The organism is Parageobacillus caldoxylosilyticus, from assembly GCF_019272935.1.
GTDB classification, from domain to species: Bacteria; Bacillota; Bacilli; order Bacillales; family Anoxybacillaceae; genus Saccharococcus; species Saccharococcus caldoxylosilyticus.
Window position 1 is genome coordinate 3,430,863 of sequence record NZ_CP040553.1, and the last position, 20,417, is coordinate 3,451,279.

Sequence of the window (20,417 nt, forward strand, 5' to 3'; positions counted from 1 at the left end):
AGGGAGTGAATGACATTGTCAATGCCAATTTTACAGAAAGAAAACATTGTATTACATGCACGAGTAGAAAATAAAACGGAAGCCATTCGTTTAGCAGGACAAATTTTAGTGAATCAAGGTTATGTAGAAGATGCTTATATTGACAAAATGTTTGAACGCGAAGCGTTAACATCCACATATATGGGGAATTTTGTTGCTATTCCACATGGAACAGAGGATGCGAAGCAGTTTGTCAAACATTCTGGTATTTCGATTGTACAAATTCCTGATGGCGTTGATTTCGGGGATGGCAATATCGCAAAACTATTGATTGGAATTGCTGGGAAAAATAACGAACATTTGGAAATCCTCTCGAAAATCGCCATCGTTTGTTCAGAACAGGAAAATGTAGAAGCGATGATTAAAGCGGCGACAGAAGAAGAGATTCTTCGCCTGTTAAACGAGGTGAATTAAACATGCTAGCTGTTCATTTTGGCGCAGGAAATATTGGCAGAGGGTTTATCGGGAGTTTGCTTTCCCAGTCGGGCTATGAAGTTATGTTTGTGGATATTAATGATGAAGTGGTCCGTTTATTAAAGGAAAAACAGGAGTATCGGGTCATCATTGCCGATGAAAATAGACAAGAACAGCTGATTCGCAACGTTTCCGCTGTAAACAGTCAAACGGAACGTGAAAAGGTCATTGATTATATCACAAAAGCCCATCTCATTACAACGGCGGTCGGACCGCATATTTTATCGGCTATCGCCACGATTCTTACGGAGGGGCTGCAAAAAAGAATAACGATAAATAAAACACCGCTTCATATTATTGCTTGTGAAAATATGATCGGTGGAAGTGATGTGTTAAAAAGCCATGTTTTTGCAAAGATTTCCGAAACAGATAAGCCGTTATTCGAAACGTATTACGGTTTTCTGAATTGTGCGGTAGACCGTATCGTTCCGAATCAAAAACACGACGATCCTCTCTCCGTTGTGGTCGAGCCGTTTTTTGAATGGGTGATCGAAAAACAAAATATCATTGGTGACATTCCGCCGATTCAAGGAGCACATTTTGTTGATGATCTAAAGCCTTATATTGAGCGCAAGCTTTTTACCGTAAATACCGGGCATGCGATTGCCAGCTATTTAGGATACTATAAAAAATGGAAAACGATACAAGAAGCAATGAATGATGGAGAGATACGCTCGGATGTGGAAAAAGCGCTGCATGAATCAGGTGCGGTGTTAGTGAAGAAATATGGATGGAATGAAAACGAACATCAATCCTATATTCAAAAAATCATTCAACGCTTCCTGAATCCTTCCATCTCCGATGAAGTAGTCCGGGTTGCTCGTTCTCCAATTCGCAAACTTGGGGCGAATGATCGTCTCGTTGGACCGGCTACGCAATATTATGACTTGTTCGGACAAGTACCTCTTGGTTTAGTCAAAGGAATTGCCGCACTGTTATTGTTTGACTATGAAAACGATGACGAAGCAGTTGCATTGCAAAAAACCATTCAAGAAACAGGAGTAGAAGGGGCTCTATACCAATATTCACAATTAGAAAAAGATCATCCTCTTGTTATAGCAATAAAAGATCAATGGCAGCATTTAAAGTAAACGGATGACCTGCCTTGCCAAAATGTTTTGGCAAGGCAGGTTTTTTTATGAACAAAATGCACAAAATTCATTTTATTTTCAAAAACTTATCATTCAGAAAATTGTTGCTATAATTACTCTCAAACATGTAAACGCTATCAAAAATAAGGGGGATCAGAAAATGGTGAAAAAGTGGTGGAGCTTGATTGTAATGGGAATCATGATGTTTGTGTTAGCTGCCTGTGGAAGCACTACAACGACGAAACAGTCTAGCAAACCATCCAACTATCCGACGAAGCCAATTGTGTTTGTCGCTCCTTCCGGGGCTGGGGGAGGCTGGGATTTGACAGCAAGGGCGATCACGAAAGTATTGGATGAAACAAATTTAGTGAAGCAAACGATGACGGTGGAGAATAAACCAGGCGGCGGTGGGGCCGTGTTTATGGCGGAATACGCAACACAGGATAAAAACAATGATTATAAGTTGTTTGTCAATTCCCCGCCGATCATTATTAACAACTTAAAAGCGGAGGGAAACAGTCCATTCGGTTATAAAGATACGACACCGCTTGCTCAGTTGACGAAGGATTTTGGCGCGATTGTCGTTAAGGCGGATTCGAAATTCCAAACATTATCCCAACTGTTGGATGCGATTAAGCAAAATCCGAAGTCGGTAACGGTAGCTGGGGGATCTGCGCCAGGGTCGATGGATCATTTAGTCGCGATTCTTCCTATCTACAAATCTGGCATTGATCCGAAAGTGGTGAAATACGTATCATATGACGGTGGCGGGGAAGCGATCGCCGCGCTTCTTGGGGGAAATGCGGATGTGATTGCGACGGATGCTTCCTCTGTTGGGGAATACGTAAAAGCAGGAAAAGTGCGGGTGCTTGCCGTTTCCGCGCCAGAACGTCTTGGCGGTGCTTTAAAAGACGTGCCGACGATGAAAGAGCTTGGCATTGACGCGGAGTTTACGATTTGGCGTGGCGTCTTCGGGCCGAAACAAATGTCTGCGGACGCGAAAAAGTTTTGGGAAGATACATTCAAAAAATTGTCCGAGCATGAAAAATGGAAAGAGGAGCTAAAGAAGCAAGGATGGGAAGCAGAATATAGAGGTTCAGAAGAATTCACAAAATTTTTACAAGAGCAGGAACAGCAGATCAGCGATATGTTGAAATCGCTTGGAATGCATAAATAAGCAAACGGGGAAGAGAACGCTTCCCCATCTTTAATAAAAAATGGGGGTGTGTGTGTGAGTAAAACGTTTGACCGCGTTGCCGCGATTGCCTTTTTAGCCGTGGGAGCTTTGTTTATGGTGGAAAGTCAAAGAATCTCGAAAAGCGCTTATGGAAGTGCAGTCGGTCCGAACGTGTTTCCGTTTTTGTTAGGGCTTGTTCTTGCGCTATTAAGCATCAAATTGTTGCTAGAAACGATGCGATATGCGGATTCATGCAAAGAAAGGCAGCCATTGCAGTATAAAAAGTTTTTCATCATCTTGATTGCCGCCATTTTATATGCCGCCTTATTAGAAACTATTGGTTATGTGATTACGACTTTTTTATTCCTTGTCGTCGGGTTTCAAACGATGGAAAAAGGAGCTTTGTGGAAATCAGTAGTGATTGCCGCTTGCTTTTCGTTAGGAGTATACGGGTTATACGTTAAACTGTTGCAAGGAACATTGCCGAGTTGGCCGATTTGGTTTCAATAAAGGGGGGAGAGTATGAGTGCACTGACATTTTTAATCGATGGCTTTCAAACCGCACTGCAGCCGCACAATCTGCTTTTCGCTTTTCTTGGCGTGCTCATTGGGACGGCGGTAGGAGTGCTGCCAGGGATTGGCCCGATGAGCGGGGTAGCGCTGTTAATTCCCGTAACTGCTTCGATGACGTCCGGCCTTGACCCAGCTCAAGCGGCAACAAGTTCGATTATTTTGCTTGCCGGTGTCTATTACGGGGCGATGTACGGCGGTTCGACGACATCCATTTTATTAAATACACCTGGAGAATCTTCCTCTGTCGTCACCACATTGGACGGTTATCAAATGGCAAAGCAAGGGAGAGCGGGATCAGCGTTAGCAATTGCGGCAATCGGTTCGTTTGTCGCTGGCATTGTTTCTTTAATTGCCCTCGTGCTATTGGCAGAGCCACTTTCCAATGTAGCGTTGAAATTCGGTCCGGCTGAATATTTTTCACTAATGCTTCTAGGATTGGCCGCTGTCAGCGGGTTGGCAGGAAATTCGATGACAAAAGCGTGGATGATGACCGTTTTTGGCTTGTTGCTTTCGACGATTGGTCTTGATAATGTGTCAGGTGTGGCGCGATTTACGTATAACATTTCTTTTTTATACGGGGGATTGGAATTTTTAACGGTTGCGGTCGGCTTGTTTGCGTTAGGGGAGGTATTCAAAGCAATTTTGCATCAGGAAAAAAACGATGAAAAAGTCGCAAAAATCGGCCGTGTTCTTCCGTCGAAAGCGGAGCTGAAAGAAAGCGCGGGTCCGATTGCGCGCGGTTCGCTGCTCGGATTTTTCGTCGGAGTATTGCCGGGAGCGGGGGCAACGCTCGCCTCGTTTTTCTCCTATATCATGGAAAAGAAAATAAGCAAAACGCCTGAAAAATTCGGAAAGGGAACGATTGCTGGCGTGGCGGCGCCGGAATCTGCGAATAATGCCGCTTCGGGAGGGGCGATGGTTCCACTGTTGACGCTTGGAATTCCCGGTTCGGGAACGACCGCGATTTTAATGGGGGCGTTAATTATGTATAACGTCCAGCCCGGTCCGCTGCTCTTTGATGAACACCCGGATGTAGCATGGGGATTAATCGCCAGCATGTTTATCGGCAATGTGATGCTGCTGATTTTAAACATGCCGCTCGTCAAAATATTTGCAAAAATTATTGAAACGCCGCCTAAATATTTGCTGCCGCTTATTATTGCGATTTCTGTATTTGGTGTTTACGCGGTGCAGGTGACGACGTTTGATGTCTTTTTATTAATCGCATTTGGTGTATTAGGCTATCTGCTGGCAGAACATGACTTTCCGCTGGCGCCGCTTGTATTAGGACTTGTGCTTGGCCCGATGATTGAAAATAACATGCGAAGAGCGCTTACGGCTTCGAACGGCGACTTTATGGTATTTTTCGAAAAGCCAATCTCGCTTGTTTTGCTTATCATTGCGTTTTTATGGATCGTCGTACCACTTGTCATGAAACTAAAAGGGAAATCGGTCATTGTCAGCGAAGATATGTAAAGGGAGAAAGACTACTGCCTTTCGGCGGATAGTCTTTCTCTATTTTCCATTAAGGGGAGATAGCATGAAGCTCCAAACGCGGCTCATTATCATTATTTGTTCCTTGCTTTTATTTGTCATCGTTTTTCTTTCCTTTTTGTTTCAGCACATGTTTGCCGCCACGCTAAAAGAACAGATCGGAATGCGCGCGCTGAACGTAGCAGAAACGGTGGCTGCTACGCCGTTAGTCAAGGACGCTTTTAGGCAGCCGGACCCGCACCGACAAATTCAGCCGTTCGCAGAAATGATTCGCCGCAAAACCGGCGCGGAGTATGTCGTGGTTGGAAATAGACAAGGAATTCGTTATGCACATCCGCTTCCAGACCGGATTGGAAAGAAGATGGTGGGCGGAGATAATAAAGAGGTGCTTGAGGGAAAAGCGATTATTTCGGAAGCGGTCGGTTCGCTCGGTCCGGCGATACGCGGAAAAGCGCCGATTTTCGATGAGAAAGGGAATGTCATCGGCATTGTTTCTGTTGGCTTTCTGCTTGAGGATATTGAAGATATCGTTTGGTCTTATAACGTGAAAATCCTTTTCTTTTCCATCCTTGCACTATTTTTGGGAGCCAGCGGAGCCATCCTGATCGCGAAAACGGTAAAAAAATCGATTCACGGATTGGAGCCAAAAGAAATCGGACTGTTATATCAAGAGAAACAGGCGATTTTAGAGGCGATTCGCGAAGGAATTATTGCCGTGAATCAGGAAGGAATTATTACAATGATCAACAAAACGGCGATGACTTTGCTTGGATATGAAAAGGAGCAGGATGTATTAGGGAAATATATTTTGCATATTATTCCCCATTCCCGACTGCTCGAAGTTATTCGAACGGGAACGGCGGAATATGACGATGAGATGATATTAGGCGAAGAGACAGTGATTACCAATCGCATTCCGATTAAGGATAAAGCAGGAAAGGTGATCGGCGCCGTATCGACGTTCCGCAATAAGTCGGAACTATATCGTTTGACGAAGGAGCTTTCCCAACTAAAAAGCTACGCTGACGCGCTGCGGGCGCAAACGCATGAGTTTTCCAACAAATTGTATGTCATTTCCGGACTCATTCAGTTGGAATCATATGAAGAGGCGCTAGAACTCATTTCTAAAGAAACCAATCTTCATCAGGACATCGTTCGTTTCGTGATGAAAGAAATTCCCGATCCTATTATCGGAGGGCTGTTCATCGGTAAATTTAACCGCGCGAATGAATTAAAGATTCAGTTTGATATTGACCGGCAAAGCAGTTTTAAAGATATTCCAAAGCATTTGGATCGCGATCACCTTTTGACGATTATCGGCAATATTGTGGATAATGCAATGGAAGCGGTATTGCACAACGGATGCGAAGAAAAGAGAGTGACCGTATTTTTAACTGATCTTGGCGACGATTTAATTATTGAAGTGGAAGATAACGGACCAGGCATTCAAGCGGAAATAGCCGATCAAATATTTGAACGTGGTTTTTCGACGAAAGCGGCCGCCCGTCGCGGCTATGGCCTTGATTTGGTGAAAAAATCGCTGACGGTGCTTGGCGGTCATATTACTTATCAATCGGAACAGGGAAAAGGAACTGTCTTTACGATCATCATTCCAAAACAACGGAGGGTTGATGATGGCTCGCAATATTCAAGTGCTCATTGTCGAAGACGATAAACGTATTGCCGAGATTAACCGCCGTTTTGTCGAAAAGGTGGAAGGCTATGAAGTGATCGGAATCGCCACTAACGAGCAGGAAGGAAAAGAACTGGTGGAAGTGTTGCAGCCGGATTTAGTCTTGCTCGATATATATTTTCCGGATATGAATGGACTCGCATTTTTAAAATGGATTCGTGCGCATTTTACCAATATAGATATTATTATGATCACTGCGGCAAGAGAAATTGACACCTTGAAGCAAGCGATGCATGGAGGGGTGTTTGACTACATTATCAAACCCATTATGCTCGACCGGTTTACCGAAACGCTGGTGAGATATAAAGAATACTATCATAAAATGCACGAACTGATGAAAGGAAAAGAATTAATCGGACAAGAGGACATCGATCAGCTAATCCGCCGCGAACAGACTACAAGCGATGCGGATGACTCATTGCCGAAGGGCATCCAGCCGCTGACATTAGAGAAGGTGCTGGCGGTGGTAAAGCAGTGTAAAGACGGCATTACGGCGGAAGAAGTAGGCAAACGGATCGGCGCAAGCCGGACAACATCACGACGCTATTTAGAATATCTTGTGTCGATTTCCCAAGTGACGGCCGATATTTCATACGGTTCGGTAGGAAGGCCGGAACGAATTTATAAGCTAAAAAGATAGGAGGAGGGGAAGTGGATATTTTTCTTCTTATTTTACTCCATGTGATACTGCCAGTATTTTTTCTTGTCGGCCTTGGGGCGCTTTTGCATCGTATTTTCCATTTTGATATGAATACCTTGTCCAAATTAAATGTCTATGTGTTATTGCCGGCTGTTGGGTTTGCAAATATTTATGAAAGTAACATTAACGGTGATGTTCTGTTGGACGTACTCGCGTTTTTACTGCTGCAAAATGGAGCGTTAATTGTCATTAGCACGATCATGGCAAAATTAATGAAGCTGGACCGCAGTTTAGCGGCGACGTTCCAAAATACGATTGTCCTCAACAATTCTGGCAATTTCGGCATCCCTGTCAGCCAGCTTGTCTTTCACCAGCAGCCGTTAGGGCTGTCGATTCAAATTGTCGTCACAATTTTTCAAAATTTCCTTACGAATACATACGGTGTGTTTAATTTTTTATCTGCTAGTCAAAAGAAAGGGAAAGTGACGGCAGAATTTTTAAAAAACCCGATTCTTTATGCACTTCTTCTTGGATTGCTGTTTCGGTCTTTGCACATTCCGGTTCCATCGTTTATTTGGAATCCTCTTCAAAATGTCGCCAATGCATTTTTGGCCATTGCTTTACTGACGCTAGGAGCACAAGTGGCTTATATTAATCTGAAACAGCTGCCGCCGTTGTTGTATGTGAGTGTGTTTAGCCGTCTCCTTCTTTCACCAGCGGTTGCCGCTTTGATTATTTTCGCCTTGCATCTTGAAGGAGTGACCGCTCAAGCTTTATTGATCGCAAGTTCGTATCCTTGTTCGAGAAACACCGCGCTTTATGCACTCGAATACGGCCACCATCCGGATTATGCCGCTCAGGCGGTATTTGTGTCAACGCTGCTTAGTTCGGTGACGGTAACGATGATCGTGTATCTTTCCAAGATTTTATTCTAAAAATCATAACGAAAGGCGCGAGTGATTGTTTCGCGCCTTTTGCAATGTTATCGGATTTGTTGAAAAAGCTTGATCGCTTGCTTTGGAACCCAGAACTGGTCCCTGCTGTAAACGACAAGTCCTTCTAACTCGTATGTTTTGTTCCCGATGATCATCAAGTTTTTGTTCACAGGAAGTTTCGCCGCCGTGTTTCCTTTCTTTACGATGAAGACAGGATTTTGTACGTCCGTTTGGTCAATCGTTACGGTTGCCCCGATTGCTTCGAATTCTTTTTTGGCGTTGACAAATAACCGTTTATTTAAATCTTTTAAGTCAAAGCCCATCGCTTTTGCCATGATGCGGGCTAAATCCGTATTTTCAAATGTGCCAATCGGACGGTTTGGACCGTAAGTGTAGAGAAATACATCTTCGCCCGTATGTCCTCCTGTAGTAAATCCGAGATTAGCGCGCGCGGCCAGCAATTCCGTGAATGTTTTGCGAAGATCCGTTGATTCGCTTAATCTTTGCTTCTCTTCGGCTGTTAATAAATCTAATCCATACAAACGAGCGACTTCTTCCAGGTTTGATTTGTCCGGCTTTAATTGGCTCATCGCGCCGTCTAGCGTCATTTTCGCTTTTTTCAGCGGTCCAATATATGCGGAAACTGGAGTTTTAGGGTATGTTTGATCGGTGTTGCGGTTGCCGATCGTAATGCCGCTGTTGCTGTGGTCAGCCACAGCGATCACAAGCGTGTCGTTGCGTTTTTTCGCAAAGGAAAGCGCTTCTTTCACTGCCTTGTCAAACGCCAGCACCTCGCTAATGATGCCGATAGGGTCATTGGCATGGGCAGCCCAGTCAACTTGGCTCCCTTCGACAAAAAGGAAAAAGCCATCTTTATCTTTTGACAGCGTATCGATCGCTTTTTTTGTCATTTCTACCAGCGTCGGCTCGTTTGGTCTTATATATGGACGGTTCATGTCTTGCGCAAGCGCGTCATCGGCAAATGCTCCCCAAATTTTATCGGATTTGGAACGAAGCAGCTCATCGCGCGTTTCCACGACGTCATATCCTTTTTTCTTAATGACTTCTAGCATGTTTTCGTTGTCTTTTCGGTTGTTTGTTTTGCTTCCAGGAAGCAATGCATCCTTTCCTCCGCCTAGGACGACTTCGATGTCTTGATATACTTGCTGTTCAGCGATATCCGGAAACAAGCTTCGGTGCGGAACATGAGCGGAGAAACCAGCTGGTGTCGCATGTTGAATAGCCGCCGTTGCGATAATTCCCGTTGCTTTTCCCATTAATTCGGCTCCTTCGAGTACATTGGCTACCGGCTTGAGCGCTTGTTCTTTCGGAATCGGCTGTAATCCAGGCGAATTGACAACACTCGGGAGGATCCCGATATACTTATCGTTTGATTTGAATCCAGTAGCCATCGCTGTTGCCGCTGAAGCGGAGTCGGTAATTGCCGATTCCGCTGAGTACGTACGGACAGCGCCGCTTGCCATTTCGTCTAAAGCGAGTGGTTCGCCTTTGTACCATCTTGTTAATGTCGTAGCTCCCGCGCTTGTCCCATCCATTACCATCATAATGACATTTTTAATCGGCTCTTGTTTTTCCTCTTTTTTTGCTTCCTCGCGTGCAGCAAGGGCAAAAGATCCAGCTGCGAGGGAACCGATTAACGCAAAACTTACAATTTTTTGGCCAATGTTTTTCAAGTTTGCTACCTCCTTCAACAGTAGTATGTACTCTTATCATGGTCATAAAAACGATTTATTAACAATGTTTGGCAGTAAGGCAAATATTTTATGAAGAACTTGTTGCTTTTTTTCTCTAAAAAACAGTTGTAAAACGCTTTCAATTTGTTTTATAATTCTACTAAACCGGTTTATGAAAACGTTTATAAATACTAAATCGATTTAGTAATGAAAGAGGGATCCCTTTGAAGAAAGTAACGATGGCCGATGTCGCGAAATTGGCCAACGTCTCGAAAAGTACGGTATCACAATATTTGAATAAACGCTATGAATATATGAGCGAGGAAACGAGAAAACGAATTGCTCGGGCGATTGAAGAGCTAGGATATCAACCGAATATTATCGCTCGCAGCTTAAAACAGAAAACAACAGCAACGATCGGAGTCATTGTCTTTAATATTTTACATATGCTGACGATCCAAGTCTTGCATGCCATCGAAGAAGCGTGCCAAGAGCACGGTTTTCATGTCATCGTCTGCAATTCCGATGACGATCCGGAAAAAGAAAAAAAATATATTGACATGCTGCTTGCCAAACAAGTGGATGGCTTGATTGTTTTTACGACGGGAAAAAACGAAGATGTATATCAGCGGCTAGTGGCGGAGCGCTTTCCGCTCGTGTTTGTCGACCGGATGGTTCCGGGGATTGAAGCGGATGCGATTCTGCTTGATAATAAAAAAGCTGCCGCTTTAGCGGTCGAATATTTTGCCGAGCGTGGCTACCAACGCATCGGCGTCGTCGCTCCTCCGCTTGTTTCCCATGTTGTTCCAAGGGTGGAGCGGATTGAAGGATTTCGGCAGGCGCTAACGGAAAAAGGGCTTCCAGTTATCGCCGATTATTTTGTTGCGGCCGAAATTTCCTCCATTCAGAGTGAACTAGCGAAGCTATTTGCTTCAGGCCGTCCGCCGCAAGCGCTGTTTGCGATTAACGATTTGACATTGATGGAAATTTTGCATTTCGTCAAGAACAACGGCATCCATGTGCCTGATGATTTGGCGCTGATCAGCATTGATGATGTTCCGTTTGCCGATATTTATACGCCAACGTTAACGACCATTGCCCAGCCAACTTTTGCGATGGGGAAAAAAGCTGCAGAGCGTTTATTTATGCAGATTACCAAGAAACAAAAACATAAACCGCAAATTTTTCGTTTTCCGCCTACATTGATCGAGCGGAAATCCGTCCGACAAATATGATTGGAAAAGGGGCACGAAAATGACAGCAGACGATAAAGTAGTCATTGGTGTCGATATCGGCACGACAAGCACGAAAGCGGTGGCGTTTGGCGAACGCGGGCAGGTGCTCTCCTCCTATGCAGTGGATTATCCAATCATCCAGCCGCATCCGGGCTGGGCGGAACAAGATCCCGAGGAAATTTTCTCCGCCGTTGTCCAAACTGTAAACGCTGTCAATACCAAATTGCGGCTTGCCTCTCGTCAGGTGAAAGCGATTGGCTTTAGTGCGGCGATGCATTCGCTAATGGCGCTTGATGCGTCGGGTCGCCCGCTCACCCGCTGTATCATCTGGGCCGATAACCGCAGCGTCGGACAAGCGGACCGTCTTTTACGGGAACGGAACGGATTGGCTATTTATAAGCGGACTGGCACGCCGATTCATCCGATGTCACCGCTTCCGAAACTGCTTTGGCTGAAGGAAGAGCAGCCAGATGTATTCCGGAAGGCTCATAAGTTTGTGTCCATTAAAGAATACGTCTTGTACCGGCTATATGGCCAATATGTCATCGACTATTCAATTGCTTCCGCAACCGGATTGTTTCGCTTGGATACGCTTGATTGGGATGCGGATGTGCTTCAACTTCTAGGCATTACGAGGGCACAGTTATCTAGTTTAGTGCCGACAACACATGTATTGCAGGGCATGGAAAAAGAATGGGCCGAGCAAATGGGGCTTGACCCGGACGTACCAGTTGTCGTCGGCGCGAGTGACGGGGTGCTTGCCAACATCGGCGTTGGCGCGATTTTGCCGGGCGAAGCGGCGATTACGATCGGAACGAGCGGCGCGGTACGAACGATTTCCTCCGTGCAAAAAACGGACGAAAAAGGACGAACGTTTTGTTATGCCCTGACGCCAAACCATTGGGTCGCCGGGGGGCCGACAAATAATGGAGGGATTTTGCTGCGGTGGCTGCGCGATGAATTTGGCGGCCAGGAACGCGAAGTGGCGAAAAGGCTTGGCATCGATCCGTATGACTTGTTGACAAAATATGCGGAGCGAGTTCCGGCAGGGGCAGAAGGATTGTTGTTCCTCCCGTTTTTATCCGGAGAACGGGCGCCGTACTGGAATGCAAACGCCAGAGGCACGTTTTTTGGCATCAGCCTGCATCATAAGCGGGAACATTTCATTCGCGCGGTGATGGAAGGGGTATGCATGAGTATCTTTTCCGTCGCTCTGGCGATTCGTGATGTAACGGGACCGCTTTCGGAAATCCGCGTATCGGGCGGCTTTGCCAAATCGCCATTTTGGCGGCAAATGCTTGCCGATATGATGGGAAAAGAGTTGCTCGTTCCAGAAACGCATGAGGCGTCGGCATTAGGCGCCGCAGCGCTGGCACTGTATGCGCTTGGCGATATTCCGTCGCTTGATACGGTGAAAACGTGGATTCATATTACCGCCCGTCATGAACCGAATACGGAAAATACGCTCATTTATTCCGAATTATTTGATATGTATATGCGGTTGTATGAACGATTGAAAGACGAGTTTGATGTGATTGCTTCTTTCCAGCGTAGAAATGGATAACTACTAAATCGGTTTAGTTTACATCAAGTACAACAGAGGGGGGAATGGAAAATGGGAATTGCGATTGTCGTTGCAGCGATTGTTGTATTATTGCTGCTGATTACGGCTGCGAAAATGCATCCGTTTGTTGCCTTAATTTTGACGTCCGTTGGTGTCGGGCTTGCGATGGGCATGCCGCTGATCGCGCCTTCGCCGGAAACGCCGGGAATTATTGATTCGATTAAAGCAGGTCTTGGCAACACGCTTGGCTTTTTAGCAATTGTTTTGGCGCTCGGGACGATGCTTGGAAAAATGATGGCAGAGTCCGGAGGCGCCGAACGGATTGCGAAAACATTGATTAATCGTTTTGGCCAAAAACGCGTCCATTGGGCGATGATGGTCGTTGCCTTTTTAGTAGGTATTCCGGTATTTTTTCAAGTAGGATTCGTCCTGCTCATTCCGCTTGTATTTACGATTGCGATGGAGACGGGGATTTCGCTCGTGACGATTGGAATTCCGCTCGTTGCCGGATTGTCGGTCGTGCATGGACTGGTGCCGCCGCACCCAGCAGCGATGGCCGCAGTCGGTATATTTAAAGCAGACGTTGGAATGACGATTCTTTACTCGATTATTGTCGGACTGCCGACAGCCATTATCGCCGGTCCGCTGTTTGGAAAATGGATCGGGTCACGCATGTATAAAAAAGTACCGGCAGAAATCGCCGAGCAGCTTGTGCAGCATAAAGAAACGAAAGATTTGCCTGGATTCGGAAACACATTATTCACCATTTTACTTCCTGTTATTTTGATGTTAATCGCTTCTGTTGCCAATGTAACGTTGGACCAAACGTCAGAAACATCGAAAGTATTGCGCTTTATCGGGGATCCGATCGTCGCGCTGTTAATCGCAACGATTTATTCATTCTTCAGCCTTGGGTATGCGCGCGGATTCAACCGCGATAAAGTGTTAAAATTTGCGAACGACTGCCTTGGTCCAGTTGCAAATATTTTACTAGTTATCGGCGCTGGCGGAGCGTTTAATAAAGTGTTGCTTGACTCGGGCATTGGCGAGCAAATTGCCGATTTAGCGAAGCATTCCCATCTGTCTCCGCTCCTATTAGGATGGGGAATCGCCGCGCTGATTCGGATCGCGACAGGTTCTGCGACGGTATCGATGATGACAGCGGCCGGCATCGTCGCCCCAATTGCCGCGAGCATGCCTGGTACGAATATGGAGTTGCTCGTATTAGCGACGGGAGCTGGTTCTCTCATTCTATCGCACGTCAACGACTCTGGCTTCTGGATGATTAAAGAATATTTCGGCATGACCGTTAAAGAAACACTGATGACATGGACCGTGATGGAAACGATTATTTCGGTAGTGGCATTTATTTTCATCCTTTTATTGAACGTCATCGTGTAAACTAATGTTAACGTCTCCCCTTATTGCTGAGGTGGGGACGTTTTTTTACCATCGCTTCGTGAGTAACTATATCAACTTCCAACAACCCACAATCGCCTCAATCGGCATGTTTACAACTGTTTCGCAAGTAACAGTTCGTCACGGATGGAATGCTGCCTGAGCTGACAAGCGGGATGCTTGGCTTCACTTGTCTTGCTTGTTTTACGGTGTTCGGGAACACTTGGACAATCATCTGGTATCCTTGCTTTTGGTAAAAGCACAAGGCATACACATTATCGTTCGGCGTAATAAGGCGGATTGCAACGCATTCGTGCTCCGTGGTCAACACCTCTACCCGCCGCAGCAAAGGGCTGCCGATCCCTTGGTTTTCAACGACGCTGTCTAGAGAAAGAAAGTATAGGGCAACGGTTTGATACGTGGGTATTAACTGTATATCAAATTTGGGGTGATTTTGTTATATATAATGCTGTTATAAAAAATGACACAAGGGTGAGATTTTGTGTTTTTGTTAAGACGGCGATGGATAGGGAACATCATCAGCAATTATTAAACGATTTTCTGCAATCTAATCCCGAAATTGAAGCGGTGTGGTCGAATCATTTAGACGGAACATTTGTATATTCGAACCCTCCTGCCGGGCTTATCAATGCCAAGGCGCGTCCTTGGTTTATCGAAGCCAGCAAAGGACGGACATATGTGTCGGACCCGTATACGTCGGCATTAACGAAACGTCCTTGCATCACCATATCATCTCCTATTTACGATCATGACCGTATTGTCGGTGTGATCAGTGTGGACTTATCGATGGAAATGAACGAATAAATCCGTTTTATGTATTTGCGGGCGACTATGATGCAAACAAAACCCTTGAATCGCTCCGGTGTGGGGAGATTCAAGGGTTGGACGTATCATTGTACGTAATTATTGGATAAATACGTAGAAAGGATGGGCTGCCTGATCGTTCTTTATGCTTTAGAGTGGATCGAAGCGTTTTTCCATCCCCCAAAGGAAGTAATGTCTTCCGCTTCTTCTATAATATATCCTTCACATATAAACCCAGGCACCTCAGAACCGTCTTCTAGTTCTACCTTGCCGATACTGAGAGGAGCTGGAATAGAGGCGGTAAAGGCGCCAAATTGATCGATAGGCATTTCCCATATTTCCAATTGAATGGAGCTTCCGCCTTTTCGCGTTTTGATGAGTCCTGGTTTGGCCGGGAGGTTTGGAAGACGAACGAGTTGATATTTTGCCGCGGTCATCGCTTCACGGACAAAGCGTGCTCCATGTTCGTGCATTTGCTTTTCTAATGGAAAACCTCTCATATGCAAACCGCAAACGGCGACGAAGGTTGTTTCTTTTTTATGGTTAGGGAAAACGCATTTGGAATGCTTTTGGCCATCATATAAAAATAAGTTCGCTACGCTGCAGATGAGACCTTCCTGTCCGGAAAGAGTAAAAAATGTAACTCCAAATGGAATACTAGGTGCTGCATGGTCAGCAGGTACAGCAACAGCACACAAGTCTAATAAATTGCAATGGTTTGTATAACGCCCCATATCGCTATTGGTGCGAATCGGATCGTTTCTTACCTGATCACGTGTCCACGTTCCACCGCAAGTTGGTAAAACGAATACCGCATTGTGTAACAGCTTGCTAACTTCTAGTTTCATCGATTGCAATTGGTGTAAGGCGCGAAATACCGAAGCAGCATCATAATAAGAAGCAGTACCGGAACGTAAAACTTGTTCTGTCACCGGAAACGTTGCCTGTGGATGGGAATCAATAAAGTCTCCTAAGTCAGCCCATCGTTCCGCAACAAAAGGACCATCGTAAAGGAGAGAAGCTGCTTTAGAAAATAGTTGAGTATCGATATATTCGATCCGGATACCCAATGTTTGTAATTTGGTTACGGTACGATTCCATGCGTGTTCATATTCATTTGCAAATGGTCCAAAAAAGTCAAGCGGCTCTTCCGGCAAATATATTTTTTCTGGAAGCTGTGGAACGGGGGATGGAATGGCTTTGGACCATGGGTCTTTTTCGTCTATGCCGCGTACAATGGAATCGACTGTCAACGCATCATTTAAGCTATGAGTAAATACCGTTACACAATCAAGGCTAGCGCATGCAGGCACCACTCCTTTTACCGACCATGCACCACAGCTAGGTTTAAATCCGATAAGGTGATTTAATGCAGCAGGTACGCGTCCCGATCCCGCTGTATCAGTACCGAGAGCAAAAGCGGCGTGACCGCGGGCAACTGCAACAGCAGAGCCTGAGCTAGAGCCACCGCTAATCAGTTCTGGCCGGAAGGCGTTATGTGTTTCTCCGTAAGGACTTCTCGTCCCGACAAGTCCTGTAGCAAACTGGTCCAAATTCGTTTTGCCAACAGGAATGGCACCAGCTGCAATTAGTCGTTCGACCACAGTAGCATGCTCTGTTGGTGTGTAAGCATAATCGGGGCAGCCTGCTGTGGTAGGGATACCAGCTAAATCAATATTATCTTTAATAGCGAAAGGAACGCCCCAAAGCGGGGACGTCTTCGGATCTATATATTGCAATTGGTGTAAAAACGATTCAATCCATTCTAATGAAGGAGGTGTAATCCAAATATTCATTTTCGCATCTTCTTGGGCACGACGAATGATTTCATGGATAACCTCTACGGGAGTAATCGCTCCTTTTGCGTACATCTGTTGCAGCCACCCGATGGTCAGCAAGCGAGGGATGTTCATATTGCTCATTTTGTTCATACCTCCGTTTCTTTTTTCTCGAACATACTCACAATTAATTGTCCTGCTTGCACTTCTTCTCCTGGACGAACATGAACAGAAGCAATGTATCCGTTATAAGGGGATACTTGTGGAAATTCCATTTTCATGCTTTCTTCAATAATCAATATGTCTCCTTTTTGAATGTATTGTCCCGGGGATACGAGTACTTTCCATATACTTCCCGGTATTGTGCTGCGTATAGCTAACGCACCTTCTGGAAGATCGTCCTCTTTGTCCAATTGTTTCGTATGATCTTCCGGTACATATTCTGCAAGCCCGAGCTTTTTCCAACGTTCCCGTTCTGCTTGAAACGCTTGCTGCTGATGCCGGCGAAACAGTTCTGTACTTTCTTTAATAGACTCAAGAAAAGCTAAATACTCGCCAAGGCGAAAGGTTGTTTCGACAATTTCTACTTCAAATCGACCACGCAAAAAATCTTCTCGTATGTTTAAAAGTTCATCTGCTTCTACTGGGTAAAATTGAATTTGATCAAAAAAACGCAATAACCATGGTTTTCCAGGTTCAAAATTTTTCGTAGAACGGAGTCTATTCCACATTTGTACAGTTCGGCCAACAAGTTGGTATCCTCCGGGCCCTTCCATCCCATATATACATAAATATGCTCCGCCAATCCCGACTGCATTTTCTGGCGTCCACGTACGGGCAGGATTGTATTTGGTTGTTACAAGCCGGTGGCGTGGATCAAGGGGGATCGCTACAGGTGCACCTAAGTATACATCTCCTAATCCTAGAACAAGATAGTTGGCTGTAAATACGATGTTTTTTACGTCTTCGATACTGTTAAGACCATTAATTCTTCGAATAAATTCTAGATTGCTAGGACACCACGGTGCATCTGGACGGACATTTTGTTGATAACGTTCTATTGCTAGTTTCGTCGCCGGATCGTCCCAAGAAAGGGGGAGACGAACAATTCGAGATGGAACTTCAATCGACTCCAAAGGAGGTAGGTCACTATCTAACTCTAAAACTTTTTGGCACGCTTCCTTAACAGATATTTTCGATGCGTCAATATGAATTTGTAGAGAGCGAATGCCTGGTGTTATATCGAAAAATGGAATCTCCCCGCTATCTTTAATAGCTTGCATTAGAACATGCACTTGAAAACGATAAAGCACATTCAGTTCCAGCTCACCGTACTCTACCAGTAAGTTTTCATCCCCACAGCAGCGAATCGTAATAGGAAATCTTCTATTATTTTTTTCATAAGCAAGCAATGGATAATTTGCCGAAATTTCTTCATTTTGTTGCGGCAATTCAAGAATAGGAATCTCATTTCTCTTGCTATTTCCAATAGATTGTAAATATTGTTCCTGTTTTTTTCGCAAATGTTCTGCTTCCTCCAAGGTGATTAATTGAAAATATACCGTATCTCCCGGATGTAATTGGCCAATTTTCCATAATTCCGCTGATGCTGTTGTAACAGGACACACGAATCCACCTAGACTTGGGCCATCAGGGCCAAGGAGAATCGGCATGTCGCCCGTTAAATCAAGAGTACCGATGGCATAAGGATTATCGTGAATATTGGAAGGATGTAGACCTGCATCTCCACCGTCTTCGCGAGCCCATTGCGGAGCAGGTCCAATCAGACGAACACCGGTGCGAGAACTGTTAAAATGAACTTCCCATTTTGTTTCTGTAAGCTGGGTTAAATAATTTGGTTGTAAAAATTCTTCCGTGCAATGTGGTCCTGGTATAACACCGATGGTCCATGTGTGGGATATGGTTGGTCTAGAGGCAGAAGAAAGTTCCTCTGTATGGATCATGGATGAATGTTCTTTACTGACACGAACAGCAAGAACATCTCCTGCTCGTAAAGCGCGTCCCCCATGTCCACCGAAGCCGCCAAGTGTAAAGGTAGAAGAACTACCGAGAATGTCTGGCATATCAAAACCACCGGCAACAAGCAAGTAGGTGCGCATCCCTTCTTTCGCTTCACCAAAACTTAGTATTTGCCCTTTTTTTGCAAAAATCGGCTTATACATAGAAACTGGAATGCCGTCGAGCGTCGCTTGCATGTCCGCGCCAGTAATGCAGAACCACATATCGTTTCGAAAACGGTAGGAGCCGCCGCGCAATGTTAGCTCAAGACCAGGAGCTCCTTCGTCGTTACCAAGCAATTTGTTTCCAATTCGAAAAGAAAGTGAGTCCATTGGGCCGGATGGGGGAACTCCCACATCCCAATAGCCGATTCGTCCAGGCCAGTCTTGAACGGTTGTTTGCACTCCGCCGTCGAGCACTTCCAATGCATGTTCCGCTGGAAAAAATCCGTTTACGAATTGTGTATATACATTTCCTTCTTGAAATTCTTTTTCATGTAGAAGAGCTTTAATATAGGAAAGATTTGTAGTGATGCCATATAATCGCGTTTCTTCAAGGGCGTGAATTAGCTTTTCGATAGCGTCGGTTCTATCTTTTCCATGAACAATGATTTTCGCAAGCATAGGGTCATAAAGCGTAGTAATCGTTATGCCGTTTCTTACCCACGTTTCGACACGAGCTTTTTTAGGAAATATCACTTGATCGAGCTGACCAGCGCTTGGTCGAAAATCGTGAAAGCAATCTTCTGCATACAGGCGAACTTGGATGCTGTGGCCTCGAGGTTTTTTTATTAATGACGGTAAATGATGTAGCGCATCAGCAGCTTCAAGAATCATCCATTCGACTAAATCAATACCTAATACTTCTTCCGTTACACCATGTTCTACTTGAAGGCGTGTATTTACTTCTAAGAAGTAAAATGCATGTATTTGTGGGTCGTAAAGAAATTCGATGGTACCGGCACTTCGGTAGCCGACTTCGGCTGCAAGGCGCTTCGCTGCTTCTAACATGGCATTTCTTATATGTTCCGGTAAATTTGGAGCTGGACACTCCTCGATCATCTTTTGATTGCGACGCTGAATCGAACAATCTCTTTCTCCTAATGCCACTACTTCCCCAAAACGGTTACCAAATATTTGCACTTCTACATGGCGCGCCTTTCGTATATATTTTTCCAAAAAGACACCACCATCTTTAAAATTTGCTTCAGCAAGGTGACGTACCGCTTCAAAGGCAGAGCGCAATTCATCTTCATTTTCACACACGCGCATACCGATGCCGCCGCCTCCAGCTGTGCTTTTCAGAATAACAGGGTATCCAATAACGGCAGCTTGTTGTAGTGCTTCCTCAATCCCTGTTATGAGTTCAGTTCCTGGAAGTAAAGGAACACCTGCTTTTTTTGCAATTTCTCTTGCTAAGTGTTTTAATCCGAACATTTCAATCTGTTCGGGAGTAGGACCGATAAATGTAATGCCATGTTGACGGCAAGCGCGAGCAAATTCAGCATTTTCGCTCAGAAATCCATATCCAGGATGGATCGCGTCCGCTCCGGTTTCGACGGCTGTTTTTAAAATTAAATCAGCATCTAAATAGCTATCTTTAGCGGGGCCGTCCCCAATGAGGACGGCTTCGTCAGCATAATCCACATGGAGACTGTCCTGATCTGCTTTTGTATATACTGCTACGGATGGAATACCGAGTTTGCGCAATGTTCGTTCAATCCGGACGGCGATGGCGCCGCGGTTGGCGATCAGCACTTTCTTAAACATATGTCTTTCCTCCGTTCTA

The 20,417-nt window shown here is 45.1% G+C and carries 15 protein-coding genes and 1 pseudogene; 12 read left to right on the forward strand and 4 right to left on the reverse strand.

Features of this window, described 5'->3' with window-relative positions; genetic code table 11:
• Positions 1-21 precede the first annotated feature (21 nt).
• From BV455_RS17545 to BV455_RS17580, 8 genes are all read left to right on the forward strand, one after another.
• Entirely contained in the window at positions 22-453 is a 432-nt protein-coding gene (locus BV455_RS17545) for a PTS mannitol transporter subunit IIA (protein WP_375154099.1), read from the forward strand.
• Between the two features lie 2 nt (positions 454-455).
• The gene (locus BV455_RS17550; RefSeq protein ID WP_218687480.1) at positions 456-1,604 is read left to right on the forward strand and encodes a mannitol-1-phosphate 5-dehydrogenase; all 1,149 of its coding nucleotides are present in this window, start codon (positions 456-458) and stop codon (positions 1,602-1,604) included.
• Positions 1,605-1,764: 160 nt separating this feature from the next.
• Positions 1,765-2,781, forward strand: a complete 1,017-nt coding sequence (locus BV455_RS17555) for a tripartite tricarboxylate transporter substrate binding protein (protein WP_061579604.1) — start codon at positions 1,765-1,767, stop codon at positions 2,779-2,781.
• Between the two features lie 54 nt (positions 2,782-2,835).
• The gene (locus BV455_RS17560) at positions 2,836-3,291 is read left to right on the forward strand and encodes a tripartite tricarboxylate transporter TctB family protein (RefSeq protein ID WP_061579603.1); all 456 of its coding nucleotides are present in this window, start codon (positions 2,836-2,838) and stop codon (positions 3,289-3,291) included.
• A gap of 12 nt (positions 3,292-3,303) precedes the next feature.
• Complete coding sequence (locus tag BV455_RS17565) at positions 3,304-4,830, forward strand: tripartite tricarboxylate transporter permease (protein WP_218687481.1); 1,527 nt, start codon at positions 3,304-3,306, stop codon at positions 4,828-4,830.
• Positions 4,831-4,894: 64 nt separating this feature from the next.
• Positions 4,895-6,523, forward strand: a complete 1,629-nt coding sequence (locus BV455_RS17570; protein WP_218687482.1) for an ATP-binding protein — start codon at positions 4,895-4,897, stop codon at positions 6,521-6,523.
• On the forward strand, positions 6,483-7,181 hold the full coding sequence (locus BV455_RS17575; RefSeq protein ID WP_218688068.1) for a response regulator: 699 nt from the start codon (positions 6,483-6,485) through the stop codon (positions 7,179-7,181). Before BV455_RS17570 ends, BV455_RS17575 begins: the two co-directional genes overlap by 41 nt.
• A gap of 11 nt (positions 7,182-7,192) precedes the next feature.
• A complete protein-coding gene (locus BV455_RS17580) occupies positions 7,193-8,116 on the forward strand; it encodes an AEC family transporter (protein ID WP_061579599.1) in 924 nt (307 codons plus the stop codon).
• Positions 8,117-8,163: 47 nt separating this feature from the next.
• On the opposite strand, the gene BV455_RS17585 is transcribed toward BV455_RS17580, so the two are convergent.
• Entirely contained in the window at positions 8,164-9,810 is a 1,647-nt protein-coding gene (locus BV455_RS17585; RefSeq protein WP_218687483.1) for an alkaline phosphatase, read from the reverse strand.
• Positions 9,811-10,034: 224 nt separating this feature from the next.
• Here BV455_RS17585 and BV455_RS17590 point away from each other — a divergent pair, with 224 nt between their 5' ends.
• The 3 genes from BV455_RS17590 to BV455_RS17600 are packed head-to-tail and all read left to right on the forward strand — an operon-like array spanning position 10,035 to position 14,010.
• Positions 10,035-11,045, forward strand: coding sequence for a LacI family DNA-binding transcriptional regulator (locus BV455_RS17590; RefSeq protein WP_061579597.1), 1,011 nt, complete (start codon positions 10,035-10,037; stop codon positions 11,043-11,045).
• 19 nt (positions 11,046-11,064) lie between these two features.
• Positions 11,065-12,609: a gluconokinase gene (gene gntK, locus BV455_RS17595; protein WP_061579596.1), complete on the forward strand. Its 1,545-nt coding sequence runs from the start codon at positions 11,065-11,067 to the stop codon at positions 12,607-12,609.
• A 51-nt stretch (positions 12,610-12,660) separates the two neighbouring features.
• The gene (locus BV455_RS17600) at positions 12,661-14,010 is read left to right on the forward strand and encodes a GntP family permease (protein ID WP_061579595.1); all 1,350 of its coding nucleotides are present in this window, start codon (positions 12,661-12,663) and stop codon (positions 14,008-14,010) included.
• 97 nt (positions 14,011-14,107) lie between these two features.
• On the opposite strand, the gene BV455_RS17605 is transcribed toward BV455_RS17600, so the two are convergent.
• Positions 14,108-14,443 (reverse strand): GNAT family N-acetyltransferase, encoded by a 336-nt coding sequence (locus BV455_RS17605; protein WP_342393775.1) that lies wholly within the window; start codon positions 14,441-14,443, stop codon positions 14,108-14,110.
• A 113-nt stretch (positions 14,444-14,556) separates the two neighbouring features.
• On the opposite strand from BV455_RS17605, the pseudogene BV455_RS20505 reads away from it, so the two are divergent.
• Positions 14,557-14,832: pseudogene (locus tag BV455_RS20505) on the forward strand (PDC sensor domain-containing protein); the annotation flags it as partial.
• Between the two features lie 143 nt (positions 14,833-14,975).
• On the opposite strand, the gene atzF reads toward BV455_RS20505, so the two are convergent.
• Positions 14,976-16,754, reverse strand: a complete 1,779-nt coding sequence (atzF, locus tag BV455_RS17615) for an allophanate hydrolase (protein ID WP_061579592.1) — start codon at positions 16,752-16,754, stop codon at positions 14,976-14,978.
• 5 nt (positions 16,755-16,759) lie between these two features.
• A complete protein-coding gene (gene uca, locus BV455_RS17620) occupies positions 16,760-20,398 on the reverse strand; it encodes an urea carboxylase (RefSeq protein WP_061579591.1) in 3,639 nt (1,212 codons plus the stop codon).
• Positions 20,399-20,417 lie beyond the last annotated feature (19 nt).